Annotated in this window: 14 protein-coding genes; 8 read left to right on the forward strand and 6 right to left on the reverse strand. The window is 57.1% G+C overall.

Features of this window, described 5'->3' with window-relative positions:
- Window positions 1-3: 3 nt before the first annotated feature.
- Window positions 4-825, reverse strand: coding sequence for a metallophosphoesterase family protein (locus BW950_RS02795; RefSeq protein ID WP_076487757.1), 822 nt, complete (start codon window positions 823-825; stop codon window positions 4-6).
- A 31-nt stretch (window positions 826-856) separates the two neighbouring features.
- Between BW950_RS02795 and BW950_RS02800 the strand changes: the two genes are divergently transcribed.
- Window positions 857-1,654 (forward strand): RluA family pseudouridine synthase, encoded by a 798-nt coding sequence (locus BW950_RS02800; protein ID WP_076487758.1) that lies wholly within the window; start codon window positions 857-859, stop codon window positions 1,652-1,654.
- On the opposite strand, the gene BW950_RS02805 is transcribed toward BW950_RS02800, so the two are convergent.
- The 4 genes from BW950_RS02805 to BW950_RS02820 are packed head-to-tail and all read right to left on the reverse strand — an operon-like array spanning window position 1,569 to window position 4,690.
- Window positions 1,569-2,336 (reverse strand): tRNA/rRNA methyltransferase, encoded by a 768-nt coding sequence (locus BW950_RS02805; RefSeq protein ID WP_083943666.1) that lies wholly within the window; start codon window positions 2,334-2,336, stop codon window positions 1,569-1,571. The genes BW950_RS02800 and BW950_RS02805 overlap by 86 nt on opposite strands.
- Window positions 2,333-2,851, reverse strand: a complete 519-nt coding sequence (locus BW950_RS02810) for a SixA phosphatase family protein (RefSeq protein WP_076487759.1) — start codon at window positions 2,849-2,851, stop codon at window positions 2,333-2,335. The genes BW950_RS02805 and BW950_RS02810 overlap by 4 nt, the downstream gene beginning before the upstream one ends.
- Window positions 2,820-4,142, reverse strand: a complete 1,323-nt coding sequence (locus tag BW950_RS02815) for a M18 family aminopeptidase (RefSeq protein WP_076487760.1) — start codon at window positions 4,140-4,142, stop codon at window positions 2,820-2,822. Before BW950_RS02815 ends, BW950_RS02810 begins: the two co-directional genes overlap by 32 nt.
- Complete coding sequence (locus tag BW950_RS02820; protein WP_076487761.1) at window positions 4,139-4,690, reverse strand: FxsA family protein; 552 nt, start codon at window positions 4,688-4,690, stop codon at window positions 4,139-4,141. Before BW950_RS02820 ends, BW950_RS02815 begins: the two co-directional genes overlap by 4 nt.
- 169 nt (window positions 4,691-4,859) lie before the next feature.
- Between BW950_RS02820 and recC the strand changes: the two genes are divergently transcribed.
- The 3 genes from recC to recD are packed head-to-tail and all read left to right on the forward strand — an operon-like array spanning window position 4,860 to window position 14,033.
- Complete coding sequence (gene recC, locus BW950_RS02825; protein WP_143559099.1) at window positions 4,860-8,369, forward strand: exodeoxyribonuclease V subunit gamma; 3,510 nt, start codon at window positions 4,860-4,862, stop codon at window positions 8,367-8,369.
- Window positions 8,366-12,157, forward strand: a complete 3,792-nt coding sequence (gene recB, locus BW950_RS02830; RefSeq protein ID WP_076487762.1) for an exodeoxyribonuclease V subunit beta — start codon at window positions 8,366-8,368, stop codon at window positions 12,155-12,157. The genes recC and recB overlap by 4 nt, the downstream gene beginning before the upstream one ends.
- Window positions 12,150-14,033, forward strand: coding sequence for an exodeoxyribonuclease V subunit alpha (recD, locus tag BW950_RS02835; protein ID WP_076487763.1), 1,884 nt, complete (start codon window positions 12,150-12,152; stop codon window positions 14,031-14,033). Before recB ends, recD begins: the two co-directional genes overlap by 8 nt.
- On the opposite strand, the gene BW950_RS02840 is transcribed toward recD, so the two are convergent.
- Window positions 14,019-15,218 carry a hypothetical protein gene (locus BW950_RS02840; RefSeq protein ID WP_076487764.1) on the reverse strand — a complete coding sequence of 400 codons (1,200 nt, stop codon included), beginning with the start codon at window positions 15,216-15,218 and terminating at the stop codon, window positions 14,019-14,021. The genes recD and BW950_RS02840 overlap by 15 nt on opposite strands.
- 166 nt (window positions 15,219-15,384) lie before the next feature.
- Here BW950_RS02840 and BW950_RS15440 point away from each other — a divergent pair, with 166 nt between their 5' ends.
- The 4 genes from BW950_RS15440 to BW950_RS02855 all read left to right on the forward strand — a co-directional run bounded on the left by BW950_RS15440 (window position 15,385) and on the right by BW950_RS02855 (window position 20,714).
- On the forward strand, window positions 15,385-15,906 hold the full coding sequence (locus tag BW950_RS15440) for a phage integrase N-terminal SAM-like domain-containing protein (RefSeq protein WP_143559100.1): 522 nt from the start codon (window positions 15,385-15,387) through the stop codon (window positions 15,904-15,906).
- Window positions 15,803-16,618 carry an integron integrase gene (locus BW950_RS02845; RefSeq protein WP_268759552.1) on the forward strand — a complete coding sequence of 272 codons (816 nt, stop codon included), beginning with the start codon at window positions 15,803-15,805 and terminating at the stop codon, window positions 16,616-16,618. Before BW950_RS15440 ends, BW950_RS02845 begins: the two co-directional genes overlap by 104 nt.
- Before the next feature lie 1,467 nt (window positions 16,619-18,085).
- Window positions 18,086-19,294, forward strand: a complete 1,209-nt coding sequence (locus BW950_RS02850; protein ID WP_076487765.1) for a PIN domain-containing protein — start codon at window positions 18,086-18,088, stop codon at window positions 19,292-19,294.
- Window positions 19,295-19,802: 508 nt separating this feature from the next.
- The gene (locus BW950_RS02855; protein ID WP_076487766.1) at window positions 19,803-20,714 is read left to right on the forward strand and encodes a toll/interleukin-1 receptor domain-containing protein; all 912 of its coding nucleotides are present in this window, start codon (window positions 19,803-19,805) and stop codon (window positions 20,712-20,714) included.
- Window positions 20,715-20,910: the final 196 nt, after the last annotated feature.

Consider the following 20,910-nt stretch of genomic DNA (forward strand, 5'->3'; position numbering starts at 1 on the left):
TATTCATGAATCGGCCGGACTGGACAAGGTTTCCGAGGCCTGTTCGATCACCAGGGTTTCCACCGTCCCGGAGGAATCGATATCGACAAGACGCAATCCCGCCAGCCTGGAGGACACGGAAAAATCAGGAGTCGTTGCATCCAGTTGAATCCATGTCGAGGGAGTAGAATACTGGGTAAGATTTTCCTGGTGACGCTGGTCATCGGTGTGATAGTGACCGCAGAAGAGGTGGAACCGGAGAACCCCGGCGAACCCCGTGAGGAGCGACACCAGCTCCTGGCCGTTTCGCAGGGGGTAGTTGGCATCCATGAACGTGTTAAACCCTCCCAGGGGTGGATGGTGCATCCAGATGAGGATCGTACCGTTCTGCTCCCCCCTTTTGACTGCCGCAGCGGAAGCCGTCAGAAGGGAATCAAGCCAGGACAGGGTGTCCCGGGAGATCTCGCCATCGGCGGTGTCCAGGAGGATCATGGTGCGGCCGCCGATCTCCACAACCCGATCCAGCCGGGGCCACCGGGGGTCCAGAGCATAGCGCCGACCAAAGGCTCCCTGGAAATACTCCCGCTTGTCGTGGTTTCCCGGCAACAGCAATACCTGGGCACCAGGGAAAACCAGATGAGAGGCAAGCTCCTGGTAGAGCTCTTCCGAGCCCTGATCCAGAGCAAGATCCCCCGTGATAACCACCAGATCGGGGTTAAGGTTTCTTGCCGTTTTTCGAGCCCAGAAAAAATGATCCCACACGGGGACCCCCTGGGGCGTCCTGGTCACAAGATCAAGGTGAATATCAGAAATATGAACACATCTCACGCCCCTATTATGGATCATAGCGGGATTTCCCGCTACACTCCTGACCCGCATGAGCACCCTACTTTATCTTGATTCATGGCTTGCTGTTGTCGCAAAAGCTGCTGGCGAGCCCGTTCAGACCAGAGACACCCGACAGAAGACAGTGGTAGCCACCTTTCGGGAAGCCCTGGCAGATCCCGGCCTTCAGCCGGTCCACCGAATCGATCAGCCCGTGAGCGGCGCTGTGATTCTCGCAAGAACGCCCGAATCTTTCAGGCGAATCCACCAGTCTCTGGCCGAGGGAGCGATCCAACGACGGTATCTGGCTGTTGTAACAACGCCCCCCGAACCGGCCGGGGGGGTCCTGGAAGATTATCTTCTGCCTGGAGGAATGAAGGGAAGCAAGGAAGGAAATACCCGGGTAGTTTCCCAAGGCACCCCCGGGGGGCGACTCTCGACACTGCGCTACGAGACAATCGGCAACACCCGCCACCACACCATCCTCCTTGTGGAGCTTGGCACGGGCCGTCAGCACCAGATACGCGCGCAACTGGCCCACCGGGGGTGGTTCGTTCTGGGAGATGCCCGCTACGGGGCGCGGCGCCCCCTGAGAGACCGGAGTATCGCCCTCCATTCCTGGTACCTGGCGATGCCCCACCCCCTCTTTTCCGGACAAAACCTGATCTGCGCAGCCGATCTCCCGGCCCAGGGAATCTGGCAGGGCGTAACCGAGGCGCTCAGCGTTCCCGGGACCGGTCTTTCTTCCCGGGAGGAGATGGAGATCACTCCCCGGGAAGATCATCCTCAACAGGGAGACCTTCACCGCAGCGATGGTCCGCTCCAGGAAGGCGCTGGTCGATCGCGTTAATAACCGAGAGCGCCAAATGGGTGTCGATCCGCTGGAGCGCCCCCAGACGTTCCATGATTCTCCGGGAGACGGCCCTGCCTGGATCGAAACCCAAGCGCCAAAGCGTGGACGCAGCTTTCCGCGAGAGCGCGTCCAGGGTTGGCTGGTCTGCATCCTGCCGGGGTTGGTGAACCTGAAAACAGAGCGGCGAAAGCTCATAACAGTAGACCATAACCGCCTGGGACAGATTGAGCGACGGGTAGGAGGCGCGCATGGGAATCGCCGTAGTAACATGGCAACAGGAAAGCTCCCGGTTAGAGAGCCCGCTCTCTTCCCGGCCGAAGACCAGAGCGATCCGCTCGCCCCGCTTTCCCTCGGAAAGCATCTCCCGAAGTTCCGCCGGGGGATAATAATCGTCCCGGTTTCCCCGGCGTCGCGCTGTGGTTCCAACTACCAGATCCCGATCGGTCAGAGCCTCTTCCAGGGAGGGGAAAAGGCGCGCCGAATCGAGAATATCCGTGGAACCGTGGGCAAAGGATTTGGCTTCGCTGGTGCGTACCGACGAGCGCAGCGGTTCCTGGCAATGCTCCGGAGGCACCACCACCCGCAGATCGGTGAATCCCATGGTTTTCATGGCTCGGGCCGAGGCCCCCACGTTTCCACCCCGGGCGGGTTCGACCAGAACAATTGCAATATCGATCATGCTACACCTCCAGGAGAGGAGTGATTCCTGACACACCCCACATCAGGAGCGTGATACAGGAGGAGGGAACCGTTGGTACCCGTGGGAAGGAGATCCTCGAAGACCATTCGCACCACCCCCGCCGGAGGAAACTGCTCGATCCGGTTGCCGCAGAGGTGTTCCACACTCTCGGTGATACCCGGATTATGGGCGCAGATCCAGACGTGATCCCACTGCAGCAACGCCGAGTAGGCCACATCCCAGATTGTGGAGGCCTCGGCCAGGTACAGATCCGGTTCTGCCTCCGGCTCCAGCGAGATCCCGGGCCAGGCTGCCAGAAGATGGACCACGGTTTCCCGGGTCCGCAGGGCGTTGCTGGTATAAACCGCCTGGGGCGGAGGCCCCAGATTGCGAAGCACCCCTCCCAGGTGCCGGGCATCACCTATTCCTGCCTCCGTAAGGGGGCGCGCCTCGTCGGGACAGGCCAGGCCTCCCCGTTCAGCTTCAGCGTGGCGAAGGAGAGTCAAATATTTCATCCAGATCTTCCTTGTACGTTCCAGCGATAAGAGCTGTCATCTGTTCTATGTCGCCCACCGTTCCCGTTTCCCGGATCGAATGCATGCCAAGAATGGGCACTCCCAGATCAACCCCGGGAATCGCCAGGCGCGAAGCCACGGCCGGACCGATCGTGGAGCCGGCGGCAATATCGGAACGGTTTTGCAGGTACTGCACGGGGACACCCGCCCGTCGGGCCACTCCGGCAATCCAGCTCGTCACGGGGAGTTCGCTTGCGTAGCGTCGGATAGCACTTTTCTTCACCACGGGACCTCCCGCCAGAACCGGCGCGTAGCCGTCGTCGTGTTTGTCCCGGTAGTTGGGATGTCGGGCGTGGGCAGCATCGTTGGAGATCAACACCGTCCTGGCCAGAAGATCCTCGAGCGAAATCTCTCCGCCCGGAGCCAGGCGGCAGAGGCGACGCAGAAAATGCTCGGTCATGGCTCCAGCCGCGCCGGTGGCAGTGACACTCCCGATCTCCTCGTGATCGTAGAAGATTGCCATCTGGGTTTGGGCCGCCGCCTGGACCCTCAGGAGAGCCTGAAGAAGGGAAAAACAACCCGCCAGGTTATCGATCCGGGGAGCAAGGAGAAGTCCCTGAGCAGTAACCCGGGAGGGTTCGGCAGGAACCAGAGTCAGCTCTGCGTCGCGAACCACCCCGGGATCAATGCCGGTGCCGGCAAGAGCCAGAGCGAGCAGAGCCTCCTCTGGTTCCTGATCGGAAGCGGCATCCAGGAAGAGAGCCTTGAGATGGTCCTGACGATTATAGACGGCTCCGTCGTTGATCTCCCGATTTAAATGGATCGCCAGGTTAGGGATCACCGCCGTGATTGTCGATGGTGAGATCAACGAGAGCCCTCCCCGGGCTTTTCCGTCTACAGGATCGTGGCCGATCCGGCCAGCCAACGCCAGGTCGCGATCAAGCCAGGTTGCCAGGATGGGGGCACCGTAGACCTCCACCGGTACTTGCAGGAACCCATCGGCCCGACGGGCCGAACGATGTTTCAGGTGCAGTCCGGGGCTATCGGTGTGAGCCGCAGCGATCACGACCCCTCCCTGGTGAAGCGGTGCCGTGCCAACCCGGCAGGCCAGCAGAGCTCCTTCACGCCTGAGATAGCGAGTGTCCCCCGGTTTCAGGGGGGTATCGTCGAGAGGGGTAAAACCGGCATGCTCCAGGTGATCGGCCAGGGAACAGGCGTTGTGCAGGCTGGTTGCTCCCCGATCAATAAACCGGCAGAGTTCCTGCGCGAAGAGATCGGTCTGTGCGGTCACTCTCGTGTTTCTCCTTCATTATTGCCGTCTTCGCCTTCGCCGGAATCGCTCCGGGGATGATCTCGAAAAAAGGTGGCCTCACCCTGCCCAACGGGACGCTCGGTCCGGGCACCTCGGGGATCACCGGAATACCCGGAACCTGGAGGATCATGAAAGCTGCTGGTGAACGAGACCGTTCCCGCCGCCGCTACGGCCGTGGCGAGGTAACGCGAGATCCCCCTCTTTACCACCGCCCGGGATGCGGGAATCAGCAACACCATACCCGCCAGATCGGTGAGTATCCCCGGAGTAAGAAGCACGATTCCGGCCACAAGAATACAAAGACCATCGATCATCTCCGACGCGGGGGATTCCCCCCGGGAGGCTTTATCGCGGATCTTCTGAAGCACCGAGAACCCCTGGGAGCGGGCAAGACGTGCGCCCAGGATGCCTGTAACGATCACCAGCAGCACCGTGGGAATTGCTCCAATGCTCGCTCCCAGACGAATCAATAAATAGAGCTCCACCACAGGAACCACCGTAAACAGCAACAGCAACCTGATAAACATAACCTATACTCTCCCTCTCGGTGATCCAGAATACCAGACCTTGAGATTTCACTCCAACCCCTGAAATGCAACACCCCCGAATCATAATCCATCCGGGGAGCCTCAAGAAAGAAACTCGTGAAGTATTCTTCCCTTGAGAAGACCCTTCCAAGGCTGTAGAGTACTATCTGTGATCAAAAAAGACCCGGCAACGCCGTCCCCCCCCAGCCCGGAGTATCCCTGGCGAGGGATTTCTCCCGGATTCCACGTGATTCACGGCAACCTTCTGGAAGATCTGCGGGATCTCATGGTGCAGTGGATCAGCGAAGCCCCGCTCCCGCCTCTGGAACCGGAGACAATACTGGTTCAAAGCAACGGCATCAGTCAGTGGCTGAAGTTTGCCCTGGCCGAATCGGGCGTGGCCATGGGGTTGGAGATAACCCTTCCGGCCCGCCTGCAGTGGCGGCTCTACCGCGCCACGCCGGGAAACGAGGCTGTCCCGGCGATCTCCCCCTACGATAAAGAACTACTGGTCTGGCGCATACTCCGGATTCTTCCCGAGCTCCTTCCGGACCCGGCCTTCACGGAACTCCAGCGCTTTCTGGCCGATCCCGCCGATCTTCTGCGGCGCTACGAGCTGGCCCTGCGAATAGCCGACCTCCTTGATCAATACCAGGTCTACCGGGCCGACTGGCTCTCGGCCTGGCAGGAGGGGCGCCTGGAGGGACCTGAAGTCTTCCCCGAGGAGCACCACTGGCAGGCTCGCCTGTGGCAACGTCTTTGTGAGGATATGCCCCTGGAGCTCCACGGCACGGACCGCGCCACGATTCACCAGCGATGTCTGGATTACCTCCGGACATGCCGCGAGGCGCCACAGGGCCTCCCCCCCCGGATCATCGCCTTCGGGATGAGCACTCTCACGGCACCGGTGATCGAAGCGTTGCAAGCAGCAAGTCGCTTCAGCCAGGTTTTGCTCTTTGTTCACAACCCCTGCCGGTACCACTGGACGGAGATCGGCGAACCCCGGGGAATCCTCACCCGGCAGCGGCGCCGGAGCCGACCCGGCAGGGACTCTCTCCAGGAAGAAGACCTCCATTTTCATGGTCATCCCCTCCTGATATCCTGGGGAATGCAGGGACGCGACTACATCGGCCTGCTGGACTCCCTGGACGAGACGGGACAGTCCGAAGTCTTTCGCTCGCCCGGCGAATCCTGCCTTCTCCATCAGCTTCAGGAAGACATCTTCGAACTCCGCTCTCTGGAAGAGACCCGGGAACGCTGGCAGGATCCCCTGTCGATCCCGGACAAGTCCCTCACGTTCCACAACGCCCACAGCGCACTGCGGGAAATCGAGATTCTCCACGACAACCTGCTGGAGGCTTTTGAAGAGGACCCTGACCTGGAACCCCGAGATGTGATGGTGATGGTCCCCGATATTACCAGCTACGCGCCTCTCGTATCGGCAGTCTTCGGGCAGCACTCGCGAGATGATCTGCGGCGGATCCCCTACACCATCTCAGACCAAACCCTGCGGGACACCGATCCCGTGGTGAGCGCCCTGGAAACCCTTTTGGACATTTCCTCGTCCAGGGCCACTCTGGAAGAGATCCTGGGACTCCTGGAAACCCCATCTCTCAGGGAAGCCTTCGGCCTGAACGAGGAGGACCTCTCGATCCTGGAGCAGTGGGCCTGCGAGGCGGGCATCCGCTGGGGAATCGACGGGGCCCACCGGGAACAGTTCGACATTCCCCACCGCATCGAACAGAATACCTGGCGTTTCGGGCTGCGGCGAATGCTTCTGGGCTACGCCACGGGGGAGCGTTCGCTTTGGCAGGGGATTGCGGGGTTCGAGGGAGTAGCAGGCCTTGAAGCCGAGTCCCTGGGAAAGCTGGCTCGCCTGATCGAGCGCCTGGATCGTTTCAGAAAAGACATCTCCACCCCCCGCCCTCCCCAGGAATGGAGCGAACTTCTGAGGGGACTCCTGGAAGACTTTTTCCGCCCCCGTCAGCCCCGGGAAGAAGAAACGCTGGAAGCCCTGGGAAGAGCACTGCACCTTTGGGAAGCAGCCTGCCGACAGGGAGGGTTCCAGGAAGAGATCCCTCTCACTGTAGTCCGGCAGGGATGGATGGAACGGCTGGACACGCCCGGCCTGACACAGCGATTTTTTGCAGGAGCCGTAAACTTTGCCACCCTCATGCCCATGAGGGCGGTTCCCTTCAAGATGATTTGCCTTCTGGGAATGAACGACAAGGAATACCCCCGGCAGCAGCAGCCCCTGGGGTTTGACTTGATGCAACTCCGGGGAAACACCCGAACAGGAGACCGATCACGCCGGGAAGATGACCGCTACCTCTTTCTGGAGGCTCTGCTTTCGGCCCGAAAACGCCTGTACATCAGCTGGGCAGGACGGAGCATCCAGGACAACAGTCTGCGCTCACCCTCGATTCTGGTGAGCCGCCTCCGTGACCACCTGGATCGGGGCTGGACGAGCCCGACGCCGGCAGAATCTCCTGAGCCCAGCCCGGGTGTCTCTGCATCGCTCACCAGGGAATACCCCTTGCAGCCCTTTAGCAATGCCTACAGGGACCCAGGGACAGAGCTCTTTACCTACGCCCGGGAATGGTGGCATCCCCCGAAAGAAGAAAAACCTCTGCCGTCCCTGCTGTTTCGTTCCGGAGAAGCCCGCACCCCCTCGCTGCGAGACCTTCAGCAGTTGCTCCGCCTGCCCTGCCAGGTCTATTTCAGCGAGGGCCTGGATGTGACATCCTTCGGCCATGACACGAAGGAGCTTCCCCAGGAAGAACCCTTTTCAGCAATCGGGCTGGACCGGTGGCACCTTCAACAGGAACTAATCGAGGATATCCTCCTGGACCCCGGCAAAACGCCGCAGGAACACTTCAACCGGCTGGTCCTGGCAGGAAAGACACCGGTTCCTCCCTTTCACCGTTCCCTGGAGGAGGCCTGTCTCGCCGATGGCGAAGATATGATCTCCCGATACCGCCAGGAACTTCCTTCCGAAGAGAGCGACCTCCTCCCCGGGAGCATCCGAGCCCGAATTACCCTAGGCCGGGGCCAGGTCATTCTGGAGGAAGAAATCTTTCCGGTCTTTACCATGGACGGGGGCCTTCTGAAACGCCTGATCCTGACACCCACGCGCCTGACGAACTCCAAAGGACCAGAAACAGAGCGGCTCCGGAGAGAGAAGCTTCTCTCGTACTGGCCTGGACACCTGGCAGCCAACGCCGCCGGTGAGGCCATGACCACTACCGTGGCAGGGCTCCATACCACCGTAACCCTGCACCCCCTGCCACCGGAAGAAGCCTGCCGCTATCTTGAGGATCTCTTCGAGCTCTGGCACGAGGCAACTGCACAGCCGCTGCCGGCAACCCCGGCGACAGCCTTCGCCTGGTTCTCTCTGGACTGCTCCTGCGACAGCACAGGCTCCCCCCTGTGGGATGAAACACTCCTGAAGAGGATAAAAACACAGCAAAAAACCTCCCTGGACCACGAATACAACCAGAGCACCCGCCTCCAGCGAATCTGGTCATCGTGGCAGGAGATATGGCAGGCCCCGGCCTTTGCGGAGACAGCCCGACGTCTCTACTTTCCCCTCTATCACCACACGTCTTCACAACCTCCGGCAGGATCCCCGGCAAAGTCACCAGCGAAATTACCCGCCAAGGAGAAAAGGCCCCGATGAAACCGGAACAACTCAACCCCATGACCTTTCCCCTCAAGGGAAGCCGTCTGATCGAAGCCGGCGCGGGCACGGGCAAAACCTATACCATCGCCCAACTCTATACCCGGCTGATTCTGGGCCACGGCACGGGCAAAACCTCCTTCGGACGCCCCCTGGCTCCCTCGGAGATCCTGGTGGTGACCTTCACCGAGGCGGCAACGATGGAGCTTCGCGACAGGATCAGATCGCGCCTGGTCGAAGCCGGCCAGGTATTTCGCAGACCTCACCGGGAATCATCTCTCCCGCAGGACCCCCTGCTGAAAGAACTTCGCGACTCGATCCCTCCCGAGGAACATCCCTGGGCCGCCCGACTGCTGGAAAAGGCCGCCGAAGAGATGGATCAGGCGGCGATCTTCACAATTCACAGCTGGTGCCAACGCACACTGAAGGAAAACGCCTTCGAAAGCGGGCTCTCTTTTCACCAGGAGATCACCCCCGATCCGACAGATCTCTGGTCTCAGGCGGTTCGGGACTACTGGCGGGCCACCTTCTACGGCCTCACCACGGAAGAAGCCGCAGCCCTGGAAGGAATATTCTTGACCCCCGATGCTCTGGAAGACGCTATGGCTCCCCTGAAGGGAATCGTTTCTCCCACAATATGCTTTGAAGGAAGCCCCCTGGGCACTCCCCGGCATCCCCGGGAAACACTCCAGAGTATCCTCGAGACCCGCAGGCTGCACCGCCAGGCAGGAGAAGATCTCCAGCAATACTGGAGAGGACAGGAAGAAGAGATCCTGGAGGATCTCCGGAACATCCAGGAGGGGCTGAACCAAAGAAATTTCAAGGAAGCCAGGACACCCGAAGAATTTCAGGAGGCCCTGGATGAATGCATTCGCTGGGCCAGAGAAGGTCAGCCAGAAGATCCGCCCCCGTTCATGAAGAAACTGGCGCCGGAAAAAATCAAACTCAAAAAAGGATGGTCCATCCCTGAATCCTCGCCGCTCCTGACCCTGGGCAAAGCCCTGGAAGAGCTGGATCAGCGGAATCATCAGCACTTCCATCACGAAGCGGCTAACCTGACCGTGCACGCCCTGGAGGAGACCCGGCGTCGCTACCGGCGCATGAAGGAACAACGATCGCTTCTGGATTTTGAGGACATGGTGCTTCACCTGGCCCGGGCGCTGGACCGGGAACGGGAAGGATCAGACCGCCTGGCAACGAGGATCGCCACGCAGTTTCCTGTGGCCCTGGTGGACGAGTTTCAGGATACCGATCAAGCCCAATACCAGATCTTTGACAGGATATACCGCGTTGCCGAAAACTGTCCCGATCGGGGCCTCTTTCTGATAGGCGATCCCAAACAGGCGATCTACCGCTTCCGGGGCGCCGATATCTTTACCTATCTTGTAGCACGCCGTGCCACAGCGGGCCGTCATTACGCTCTAACCACAAACTACCGCTCCCGGAAATCCATGGTGCAGGCAGTAAACAGGGTTTTTACCACAGCAGACACGCACCGGCAAGGGGCATTTCTCTTCGGCTCCGGCGACGAGGGGGAGATCCCCTTTCTGCCAGCCAGCGCCCGGCCCGACCGATCGGCCGAAGAAGAGCCGATCTTTCTGATAGACGGCACTCCGGTCCCGGCCCTCACCATCTGGACCTTCAAGGTTGGCCCGGACAACTCAATCATGGGAACTGAAGCCTTCCGATCCACCGCAGCCCGTATTGGAGCAGAACAGATCTTCCGGTGGCTCTCGCAGGACGATCAGGGACACCCCCGGGGAATCATCAGGGAAAACTCCCTGGAACGCCCCGTGAGACCCTCGGACCTGGCCGTGCTGGTACGATCAGCCAAAGAAGCCCTGGCAATCCAGGAGGAACTCCGGCACCGGGGAATATCATCGGTGTACCTATCGGAACGAAGTTCGCTTTTTCAAACTCACGAAGCAGAAGATCTCCTGATCTGGCTTCGTGCCCTGGCCTCACCGGGGGAAGAAACCCGTATTCGGGAGGCCCTGGCCACATCCTCCATGGCCATTCCCCTGGAGGAACTGGAACGTTCCGCCCGGGAAGATCTACTGCGGCAAAACGACACAGATCGGTTTATCGCCTGCGGAGAATTATGGCAACAGGAGGGAATCCTTCCGGCGATTCGGCGACTCCTGCAGGAGTACGGCGTGGCAGCGCGCCACCGGGACTCACCCGGGGGCGAGAGAGTGATCACCAACTTGCTCCATGGCGCAGAGTGGCTCCATCAGATGAGCGCTACCGTTCACACCCGGCAAGAGCTGATCCGCCTCCTGGCCCAGCGCATTCAGAATCCCGGCAACGAGCAGGTTCTTCGTCTGGAAAGCGATCAGGAGTGCCTTCGGATCGTGACAATATTCAAGGCGAAAGGACTCGAATACAATCTGGTGATCGCTCCCTTCCTGAGCCTGCCCCACACCCCGGGGCCACGACGAAAACATCTTTTGACCCCCCTGGTCTGGCACGACGAGAATCACACGGCGCTGGTCGAGCTCTCCGGAGACTACCCGAAAGCTCAGGAAGCGCACGCCCGCGAAGTTCTGAGCGAAGAAATGCGGCTTCTCTACGTCACTCTCACGCGTTCGCGGATCGCCGCCTTCACTGCCCTGGCTCCCGTGTCGTCGGGAAATAGAAAGAGCCCGGCCAATCACGCCACAGGAGCAGGCTACCTGATCTCGGGAGAAGACGAGCCCGAAAACGCCCAGGCCATGATGGAAGGCATCACCAGCTTGGCCAAATCACCCGGGGAGATAGAACTGGTCGTCCTGCCCCCTGAAGCAGATCCCCCGGAGGAGGAGAGCCGGCTTCATCTGCCGGCCCGAGGAGAGGGACCCGCCAGAGAACCTCGCAGAGCCCACCGAAAAGCGGGAACCCCCTGGTGGATTGCCAGCTACTCAGCCTTGCACATCACCTCCGCCGAAGACCTTCCCCGGGAACCGGAAGTGGCAGCTCAGGCCCTGGCCCAGGAAGAACCTCACCTGGCCTCGCCCCGCAACGCTCCCGTTGCAGCTCCCGGCACCCCAGCCTTCCATGCTTTTCCCGCAGGAGCCCGGGCCGGAACCCTCCTCCATGAGGCTCTGGAAGAGGCAGGAAAGGCCGGATTCTCCCGATGTCGGGACGAGCTCCCCCAGGAACTGCTTGAAACCCTGCAGGAAAAATGTCTCCTCCGGGGGTGGGAAGAGTGGACTCCCGCCTTGACTGACTGGACCCGAAAGATCGTTACCGTGACTCTTCCCCTGCCCGGAAATCCCTCCCTGGCCGACATCACCGTGTATCAGGCAGAACTGGAGTTTCTCTTCCCGGCACGGCGCCTCACCACGGAACAGCTGGACCGGGAGATCCAGCGGCGCTTCCTGCCAGACCGGGAACGTCCTCCTCTGGCACCGCGCCTGCTCTCGGGAATGATGAAGGGCTTTATTGACCTGATCTTTTTCCACCAGGGCAAGTACTACCTGGCCGACTGGAAATCGAACCGCCTGGGAGAAGCGAACCGTGATTATTCCCGGGATGCCCTGGAGGAAGAACTCTGCACAAAACGCTACGACGTGCAGATGGCTCTCTATAATCTGGCACTTCACCGCCATCTGAAACAACGGCTGCCCGGCTACCGTTGCGAGGACCACCTGGGTGGCGCGATCTACCTCTTTTTGCGGGGCCTTGAGGGAGAACCCCGGGGCGCTCTCTTCTATCCCCCCGATCTGGCTCTCCTGAAAGAACTGGACCAACTCTTTCAGGGCCAACAGAAGGAAATACCCAGGGAAGGACACCCTATTGATGCGTAAAAATGACCTCCTCCACGCCCTGGATCGCTGGGCGGCAGCTGGAATGATCCGAGACATAGACCGCAGTTTTGTGCAGTTTCTCCGGGATGAAGCTCCTGAGGCAGACCCCCTGGTTCTCCTGGGGGCGCTCCTGGTGAGTTGCTCCAGCGGAGCAGGCCACAGCTGCCTTGATCTGAAAGAAGCCGCTGCAGCGCCGGAACAGGCCCTGTTTTCCCGGGACGAATCGTCCCGGGAGGAACCGATTCCCCTTCTCTTGCCCGGGACGATCGACCTGGACGAATGGGTCCGGGCACTTCGGGAGAGCCCCCTCACCGACCCCGAGAGCACATCTCCCCTGGTATTTCTGGAAAGCCCCTCGCCCCGGCTGGCGCTCCGCCGGTTTTACCGGCAGGAACAGGCGATTCTCCGGGGAATCGCCCAACGGGCCGAGCCCCTTTCCCTGGACCCTGCCCGGATACGCCCCCGCCTGGAAGGCCTCTTTCAGGAAGATGACACGCACTGGCCCCGAATTGCCGCTGCCGTGGCAGCACGAAACCGCTTTTCCGTAATAACCGGCGGTCCGGGAACGGGAAAAACCACCACGGTCCTCTCGGTTCTGGCCCTGCTTCACGCTCTGGAAGGACCTCTGCGGATACGCCTGGCGGCCCCCACGGGCAAAGCCGCAGTGCGGCTCCAGGAATCGATCCACTCCCGTCTCGAAGATCTGGACGAGGACGTCCGGGAGACCATTCCCCGGAATGTTACCACCCTTCACCGGCTTCTTGGGATGGGACGAAGGGGGCAGCCTGCCTACGGCCCGATTCTTCCCCTGCCGGCAGACCTGGTCGTCGTGGATGAGGCCTCCATGGTCGACGTGGCTCTCATGGCAGCCCTCTTTGAAGCGCTACGCCCCGAGACACGGCTGATTCTGCTGGGAGACAAGGACCAGCTTGCCTCGGTTGAGGCAGGCTCGGTCCTGGCCGACCTCTGCTCCCGGGCCGAAGACGGATACTACACCCCGGAGACAGCCCGATGGATTCAGGAGAGCACCGGCGTTACCCTGCCCGAAGCACTGCAGAGCACCGAGGGATCGCCCCTGGATCAGCAGATCACCATGCTGCGAAAAAGCTTTCGTTTCTCATCAACGGGAGGAATCGGCCTCTACGCCACCTCGGTCAGGGGAGGAAGACTCCCGCAAAACCATCAGGAAGATCAGACGGTCCATCGGATTGTTCCCCGAACCAACCGCGACGAGGAGTTTCGGAGGATATGCCGAACGTCAGGAGCCTACCTGCTCAGGATGAACGAAAGCCGCCCTCCCCAGGATGCACCGCTTGAGGCCTGGGAGCGCTGGGCTTTGACAGTTCTGGAAGAACGAGGAAGATTCCAGATTCTCTGTGCCCTCCGACAGGGCCCCTGGGGAGTCGAACAGATTAACCAACGGGTCCGGGAAGAACTGGTCCTGGAAGGGTTGATCCCGGCAGAGCAGACCTGGTACCCGGGCCAGCCCCTGATGATCACACGCAACGATTACCGCCTGCAGCTCATGAACGGGGACATCGGTCTGGTCCTGGACCTTCCCGGAGCCCTCCGGGCGGCCTTCCCCGGTGACGAACCAGGAACACTTCGGTGGGTTCTCCCTGCGCGACTCCAGGAAACAGAAACAGCCTTCGCCATGACGGTGCACAAATCCCAGGGATCCGAATTTGACCATACAGTACTGGTCCTGCCCGACACCCCGGCGGAGATACTCACCCGGGAACTGATCTACACCGGGATTACCAGAGCAAAGACGTTCCTGAGCCTGGTGGAACCAAACCCCGAAACCCTGACCCTGGCGGTGAAGCGCCGCGTGCTCCGCCAGGGAGGATTGGCTGCCCTCTTACACCAGAGTTAGCGCCTGCTCATAAGCCCGGGAAAAATCAAGCCCCGTCTCGACCTCGGGGTTCACCAGCTGAAACCCCGCGTAGGTCCAGGCCAGAAGCTCCTGGCCTGTAAACTCCGTACCGGGAATCGCCGGAAGGGTATAGCGACGGGACGTATCCCGGGGATTGAAACCGGCGGACCCGATCTCGGCCATCTCCAGAGTGATCCGCTTGATTTGATCCTGGGAGAGCGCCTTGAAATACCGCAACGCCGATGCAAGAGCCTCCACCAGAAGCGCGTCGTCCTCCTGCCCGTCTTGAAGAGAATCTTCCTGTGGCGGGAGTTCCCCCACGATCACGGGGGGGTATCCTGGAATAAAACCCGCCCCCTGGGGAGGCGCCGGATCGGGGGCTGTCTCGAAGAAGGCCTCCAGGCGAAGCGTTGCTGCCCAGGAATGAACCAACTCCCATTCCACACCGGCAGGCCCCTCTACCCGATCACGCAGATCCTGAAGGAGCTCTTGAGCCTGAGCCTTCCGGGGGCGGGAGGCACCGAAATCGGCCACATGATCGAAAGATTTCTGATCGGCCCCACGCTCCCGAGCCCGGTCGCGCAAAGCCAGAGCCATGACCAGAGCCAGCACAGCCGTGGCCTGGGAAACAAAGGGCGGAACGTTTTTGTCTTCCAGCAGAGCACGGACAAAAGGCACGCTCTGGCGCACGAGACCATCCATCCCCTGAAGCTGCAACTCCTCAAACTCGGGGAATCGCCGGGCCAGGGAGAACTCTACCAGAAGGTGCAGGGGCGTACCCAGGAGATTGTTCACCAGACCGTTAAACCAGCCTTCCACGATGGGAGCGATCCGGGCATCGGGTATGCCGGCCTGACGCATGGAGGATATCTTGGCGGAACAGGAATCCTGAAACCGGTTGTAAAAACGCTGATCGCGACGCAAAATCTGCTGGACCCCTGCTCTGCGAGCATGAAGGACCCGTTCGAAAGTCCCCAACTGAGTTACAATACCATGAAGAGCCGCACCATCCCGGGCGGCATGATAGATCACAGGAGGCCGTCCCGCCGCTGTATGAAGCACAGCCGGAAGGGGGAGATTCTCTTTATGGGTGATGACGATCGTTTGCTGAGCCTCCCGGGCAAGTTCATTTGCAAAGGGGAGAACCAGCGACTCAAAGGACGAATCAAATTCAGCTTCTGTCATAGCGGTTTCCGATTGTATCAGAGATCCTCACAAAGTTCCAATATTCTTTTTTTCTCTTTCTCTGCAATTTTTCTTCTATATTTGAAAGATTCAAGATAAAAGGAGTTGCAGGATTGCTGTGACAGCACTATTATTTTCCTGATGGAATTTTCGAGGGTTACCAACCATGGGTGTTGAAATCCGAGTTCTCCCCCAGGGCACCCTGGCTGTAACCGTTCCCTACGATCGGCGCATAATAACCGCTCTTCGCCGGGTTCCCGGGCGGCGGTGGATACAGGAAGATCGAATCTGGCTTGTACCCGGAACACAGCGCCACAGCGCTCATCTTCTGGAAGAGCTCTGGGCTACGGGGCTCTTCAGAGCACCGGAATCTCCTGAATATCCCCACGGAAAAACGCACCGACCCGGCCCCTCCCCAGGCAGCTCCGGACAGGAAAACGACAAAGAGCTCCTGTGCCAATGCAGGGACGCAATCCAGGCCCGCCACTACAGCCCCAGAACAGAAGAATCGTACCTGCAATGGGTCCAACGGTTTCTTGCATTCCGCGACAAATCCCCCCCTGGACAAAGCAGGCCCCTCGGAGGTGAATGCCTTTCTCACCCACCTGGCTGTTCAGAAAAAGGTAAGCGCCTCTACCCAAAACCAGGCTCTGTCGGCCCTGCTCTTCTTCTTTCGCCACGTTCTTGAGCGGGAGATTGGTGATCTGGGCTCGGTCGTCCGCGCCCAAAAACCACAGCGCCTCCCCATTGTCATGAGCAAAAGCGAAGTCAAGACAGTATTGGCGATGCTCTCGGGAGATATGTGGCTTCTGGCAGCCCTCATGTACGGAACGGGGCTCCGTCTGGCAGAATCGATCGGTCTGCGGGTCCAGGATATCGATATGGCCCGCCGGGAGATCCTGGTCCGCAACGGCAAGGGAGCGAAGGACCGTGTAACGATGTTGCCGGAATCTCTGATATCACCACTGAACAAACAAATCGCCCGGGTTGAAACCCTGCACAACCAGGACCTTGCCGATGGTTGGGGGCGTGTTGCCCTGCCCGAGGCCCTGAAGCGAAAATATCCCAGGGCGGACCAGGAGATTTACTGGCAATGGGTATTTCCCCAGCGAAGACGATGGCGCAATAGTGCTACAGGCGAAGAAGGACGCCATCATCTGGATCCATCGCTTGTTCAACGAGCAGTAAAGCAGGCGGTCATTGCCTCGGGGCTCAAAAAACGCATTTCCTGCCACACCTTTCGCCACTCCTTTGCGACTCATCTTCTTGAGAACGGCTACGATATAAGAACGGTACAGGAGCTTCTGGGGCACAGTGATGTAAAGACAACGATGATCTACACCCACGTGCTCAACAAGGGCCCCTCGGGAGTCCGAAGCCCCTTTGATGGGCTGGATTAGGAGGCTAAGGTGCTTACAAGTATCCGTATAACATCCCGGGGATCGTGGGAGACCATTCCTAATCCCTGGTTAGGGGGGGAGTTGGCCTGCAACCTGTTGAAAAAGGATTCTGCATACGCGGATAGTTTTGCAGTGTTCCAATCATTATCCTGGACCAGTCCAGTTATTGTTAGGACGCCTGGGGCATCCTGGGCTCCCGAGGACGGCACTCGTTATTCGGAAAGCTGTATCATCCAGGGATTGAAACCGCCTGTTCAAGGGCGATCGGTGAAGGCAATCTGGTCAGCGAAAAAGTCTTTTCTGCTGGAAAAATCGATATATTCGGCGGATAATGGACCCGGATCATTTTTACTGGATCTGGAAAAGAGGATTTCTTTTCAGAAATGCAGAACCAGAAAGGACCAAGGCGGTGCCTGATTTCCCCTGGTGTTCGTTGGATGCTATCGGGGGTCACGGGCGTTCTAACAACAGCTTCAACCGGACAATGCCTTCTGTCACGGTTTGTGCACCTCGCTTCGCTCGCTTGCGCACAAACCGCGCCACCCCGCTCCGCTGGTCAGGCATTGCCGGTTAAGCCAGCGTTATAAACGCTGGGGTATCATTCTGGACGGCACCAGAAGCTGCATGTTTGAGAATGGTTTTTAAAGAGGATTCTTCTAGTTGTTTAAGAGCTGGCTCTTCTCCCCTGCAAGCGGGGGCGATCAGCAGCGCGAGAAGTACAATCTGTGGCATTGCTGCTGATCGCTCGGGTCTGAAATCTTACTCTCGCATCAATCATGCAGATTAACGAAGACAGCCTGGCAATAGCCACGGATTGGACGAATACTTATTCAGAGGTTCATGAATAATTAGGGGTCGGGATTATTCACGGCCTTTCGAGAAGAGCGGGAGTTTGGGTTTCGGTTTATAACATAAACATGAACCTGACTCGCCTACTGTCATGGTTTTTGCTGTTCCGGCTTCGCCGGGCAAAAACCACGCCAGCTTACGTCTCGCAGGTTATGCAAACGTTATAAACGCTGGGGTATCATTCTGGACGGCACCAGAAGCTGCATGTTTGAGAATGGTTTTTAAAGAGGATTCTTCTAGTTGTTTAAGAGCTGGCTCTTCTCCCCTGCAAGCGGGGGCGATCAGCAGCGCGAGAAGTACAATCTGTGGCATTGCTGCTGATCGCTCGGGTCTGAAATCTTACTCTCGCATCAATCATGCAGATTAACGAAGACAGCCTGGCAATAGCCACGGATTGGACGAATACTTATTCAGAGGTTCATGAATAATTAGGGGTCGGGATTATTCACGGCCTTTCGAGAAGAGCGGGAGTTTGGGTTTCGGTTTATAACATAAACATGAACCTGACTCGCCTACTGTCATGGTTTTTGCTGTTCCGGCTTCGCCGGGCAAAAACCACGCCAGCTTACGTCTCGCAGGTTATGCAAACGTTAGATTTGTCCACATATCGGAGATTTTATGAAAGAACTGTTTAAGTGGTATTTCCCTCTAAGCGATGACGATATTAGAAAAATATGGGAAGAGGGAATTCTAACAGTTGATACGAACGTGCTTTTAGATCTTTATAGGTACCACGAAGACACTAGGGAAACATTGCTTGCTGCGATTAATTCCTTTGACGGTAGAGCTTGGATTCCCCATCAGGTCGCGGAAGAGTTTTTCAGAAATAGGAATAGCGTCATACTCTCATCAAATAGCGCATTTAACGATGCAGAGAAAAATATTTCTGAAGTCCAAAAATCTATCGAAGAGCCTCTTAAAAAAATTAAAAGTAACCGAATAATACCGGATGAGTTAGAAGAGCGGCTTGAACAGGCTATAAAATCTGCGACAGAAAGTGCAATAAAAGAAGTCCAAGAAATAAGAGACAAATATCCTGATTACAGAGTTAATGACCCGATATTAGACAATATTTGCAATTTGTTTGATGAAAAGGTCGGCTCATCATTTTCGAAAGATAAGCTTCCTGAAGTCCTGAAGGAGGCTAAGCGAAGGAAAGATAGCAAAATACCACCCGGCTACAAAGATTCATCCAAAGACGGGGTTAAGCCTTATGGCGATTATATAATATGGCGCCAAGTAATGGATCACATAAAGGAGGCCAATAAGCCACTTATATTTGTAACCTCTGAGCAAAAAGAGGATTGGTGGGAAAAATCATCAGGTAAAACAATTGGCCCGCTATATGAGTTATTGAAGGAGTTTTTCGAAGAGACAGGGCAGCGATTCTTGCTTTATCGAACTGATAGATTTTTAGAATATTCAGGTGAAACCTCTGGTGAGGCGGCCAATGTTGAGGCAGTTGAAGAAATTCGAGAATTTGTGCGGCAGAGATCAAGAAAAACGCCTTTAGTAAGCCAAATAGATCAGGATGATGAAATAAGTGACGCAGATATGGCCACAGGAACATTGAACGTAACACTCAGTGAGCCAGCATATAAATTTACCTGTAGCGGTCGGTTTGAGCCGGAAATGAACGGGGTGCCAATTCTTGAAGCAAGGCTAGTCAACTCTCCTACTGGTACTCCGAATAACTTTGTACGATGTGGTACCGGCACGAAATTCGATTTTAATATCCATATGAAGTCCACGGATTATGGAGAGAGACTGCCAGCGGGACAATACGAATTTGAATATGAAGCTATCGTGGATGGATCAAGCGATTAAATCTAACAAGCGGCTGCTAGGGACTGCATTACGCTCCGCTCCATGCAGCCCTAGAGCCGGGCGTTAGGACGCCTGGGGCATCCTGGGCTCCCGAGGACGGCACTCGTTATTCGGAAAGCTGCACGATCCAGGGATTGAAACCGCCTGTTCAAGGGCGATCGGTGAAGGCAATCTGGTCAGCGAGAAAGTCTTTTCTGCTGGAAAAATCGATATATTCGGCGGATAATGGACCCGGATCATTTTCACTGGATCTGGAAAAGAGGATTTCTTTTCAGAGATGCAGAACCAGAAAGGACCAAGGCGGTGCCTGATTTCCCCTGGTGTTCGTTGGATGCTATCGGGGGTCACGGGCGTTCTAACAACAGCTTCAACCGGACAATGCCTTCTGTCACGGTTTGTGCACCTCGCTTCGCTCGCTTATGCACAAACCGCGCCACCCCGCTCCGCTGGTCAGGCATTGCCGGTTAAGCCAGCGTTATGCAAGATTAAAACAGGCAATGGAGTAAGAATGTCTATCTCAACAATTTCAAGTTTGATTGCTAGGTTGCAAAAAGAAATATCAGATCTCCATCACAAAATGAGTTTGGAGACAAAAAAGGAGTCTGATTGTGGGAATCGGATCGGACAAATTGAAAGGAGCATTACCAAAAGCACTAGTAATAGCACTCTGAAAAGCAAAAGCGCTGAAGTCCAAAGAAAGCAGTCTGAAATAGCTAAGATACAAGTAAATAAAGCGGGTCTTTATAAAAAGCTATCCGACAAAGAAGGGCAGTTGCTAAAGGCTAAGCAAGATCTTCTTAAGGAAGAGGAAAAGGAACGTAAAAAGCAAGCTGTTGCCGATGAGAGAGAAAGGAAAAAACTAGCAGATATAGAAAAGAGGCATCAGAGAGAGCAGCTTGAATATCAGCGCCGGTTGCGAGCAGAGATCAATCAAACTGCGAATATGGCTGCTTCTGTGAAAGAGTTGGCGAGCACCCAAAACATTTCGCATACAAATATTGTGAAATATGACTTGTTTATATCCCATGCATCAGAAGATAAGGAAGAATTTGTTCGCCCGCTCGCTGAAACGCTAGAAAATATTGGGGTTAAAGTATGGTATGACGAATTTACTTTAAAAGTTGGTGACAGCTTGCGAAAAAGTATCGATCAAGGGTTGGTAAACTCGAGATTTGGAACAGTGATTCTATCATCTGCTTTTTGCTCGAAGAATTGGACACAGTACGAGCTTGACTCTATGGTTGCGCGGGAAATGAATGGACATAAAATGATATTGCCGATATGGCACAAAATAACAAAGAATGAAGTTATTAATTTTAGCCCAGCACTTGCGGATAAAGTAGCGCTAAACACTTCTTTGCAGAGCATTGAGGAAATCGCCGGAGAGCTCGCAGAGGTAATTTTGGGAGCAAAGGCATAACAATGCGCTGCTACGGAAAATTTACTCGCTGGCGCTCCTAAATTTCCGCAGAGCGCGGCGTTAGGACGCCTGGGGCATCCCGGGCTCCCGAGGACGGCACACCCTATTTGGGAAAGATATGATTTCCCGGGATTGGGGAACCCGATTTGTGGGGTTCGATCGGCGAAAGAATCCTGGACTGCGCAGAGAATCCTTT

The sequence above is a fragment of the Alkalispirochaeta americana genome, from assembly GCF_900156105.1.
Lineage (GTDB): Bacteria > Spirochaetota > Spirochaetia > DSM-27196 > Alkalispirochaetaceae > Alkalispirochaeta > Alkalispirochaeta americana.

Coding starts and splice junctions, on each gene's coding strand:
- BW950_RS02820 (WP_076487761.1), bottom strand. CDS start 4,690: ATGTTTATCAGGTTGCTGTTGCTGTTTACGGTGGTTCCTGTGGTGGAG.
- BW950_RS15440 (WP_143559100.1), top strand. CDS start 15,385: ATGGGTGTTGAAATCCGAGTTCTCCCCCAGGGCACCCTGGCTGTAACC.
- BW950_RS02840 (WP_076487764.1), bottom strand. CDS start 15,218: ATGACAGAAGCTGAATTTGATTCGTCCTTTGAGTCGCTGGTTCTCCCC.
- BW950_RS02850 (WP_076487765.1), top strand. CDS start 18,086: ATGAAAGAACTGTTTAAGTGGTATTTCCCTCTAAGCGATGACGATATT.
- BW950_RS02805 (WP_083943666.1), bottom strand. CDS start 2,336: ATGATCGATATTGCAATTGTTCTGGTCGAACCCGCCCGGGGTGGAAAC.
- recD (WP_076487763.1), top strand. CDS start 12,150: ATGCGTAAAAATGACCTCCTCCACGCCCTGGATCGCTGGGCGGCAGCT.
- BW950_RS02800 (WP_076487758.1), top strand. CDS start 857: ATGAGCACCCTACTTTATCTTGATTCATGGCTTGCTGTTGTCGCAAAA.
- recB (WP_076487762.1), top strand. CDS start 8,366: ATGAAACCGGAACAACTCAACCCCATGACCTTTCCCCTCAAGGGAAGC.
- BW950_RS02795 (WP_076487757.1), bottom strand. CDS start 825: ATGATCCATAATAGGGGCGTGAGATGTGTTCATATTTCTGATATTCAC.
- BW950_RS02855 (WP_076487766.1), top strand. CDS start 19,803: ATGTCTATCTCAACAATTTCAAGTTTGATTGCTAGGTTGCAAAAAGAA.
- BW950_RS02810 (WP_076487759.1), bottom strand. CDS start 2,851: ATGAAATATTTGACTCTCCTTCGCCACGCTGAAGCTGAACGGGGAGGC.